At 71.2% G+C, this 1024-nt stretch carries 1 protein-coding gene; it reads left to right on the top strand.

Annotated elements, in window-relative coordinates:
* The coding region (locus tag ACWDR3_RS47850) for an acyltransferase domain-containing protein (protein WP_450358958.1) at window positions 1–1024 on the top strand (1024 nt) is incomplete at both ends.

Genomic DNA, 1024 nt, shown 5'->3' with positions numbered 1-1024 from the left:
TGACGGTCAGTCACGCCTTCCACTCGGTGCTGATGGACCCGATGCTGGAGGAGTTCCGCCAGGTCGCCGACAGCCTTACCTACAGCGAGCCGCGGTTCGGTGTGGTCTCCAACGTCACCGGAAAGCCCGCGACTTCGGGCGAGCTGACATCCCCCGAGTACTGGGTCCGCCACGTCCGCGAAGCCGTCCGTTTCGCCGACGCCGTCACCTCGCTCCAGGCGCAGGGCGTCACCGCGTTCCTCGAACTCGGGCCCGCCGGTGTGCTCACCGCGCTGGGGCAGGAGTGCGCCACCGAGGACGCGCTGTTCGTGCCCTTCCAACGGGCGGACGTCCCCGAGGCGCGGGCCGCGGTGACCGCGGTCGGACGGCTCTTCGAGTACGGCGTTGCCGTCGACCTGGCCGCGCTCGCGCCGGGGGGACGCCGGGTCGGTCTGCCGACCTACGCCTTCCAGCGCGACTGGTACTGGCTGCGCCCCCTTGAGACCCGTTCCGACGCCGTCTCACTGGGCCTCCTCTCCGCCGACCACCCCGTTCTCGGGGCGGCCACTCAACTGCCGGAGTCAGGCGGGGTGTTGACGACGGGACTGCTCTCACTGCGCAGCCACCCGTGGCTGGCGGACCACGCGGTGGCCGGGACGGTCGTCGTGCCGGGTGCTGCGCTGGTCGAGCTGGTGGTGCGGGCCGGTGACGAGGCGGGTGCGAGCACAGTCGAGGAGTTGGTGATCGAGGCTCCGTTGGTGCTTCCCGGTTCCGGTGGGGTGCGGGTTCAGGTGGTCGTGGGTGGGCTGGAGGACGGGCGGCGTGCAGTCAGCCTGTATTCCGCCGCTCAGGACGCCGGGCCTGAGACACCGTGGACGCGGCATGCGACCGGTTCACTCGTCGAACAGGCCGGTGACAGCGCGGAGTTCGACTTCTCGGTGTGGCCGCCCGCTGGGGCCGAGCAGGTGGATCTGGACGGGTTCTACGAGGGCCGGCGTGCGGCCGGTCTGGAGTACGGGCCCGCCTTCCAGGGCCTGACCGCCGT

The organism is Streptomyces sp. NPDC001002 (assembly GCF_053599215.1).
The sequence above is the reverse complement of the archived record's forward strand: the minus strand, read 5'-3'. Positions and strand labels throughout refer to the sequence as shown.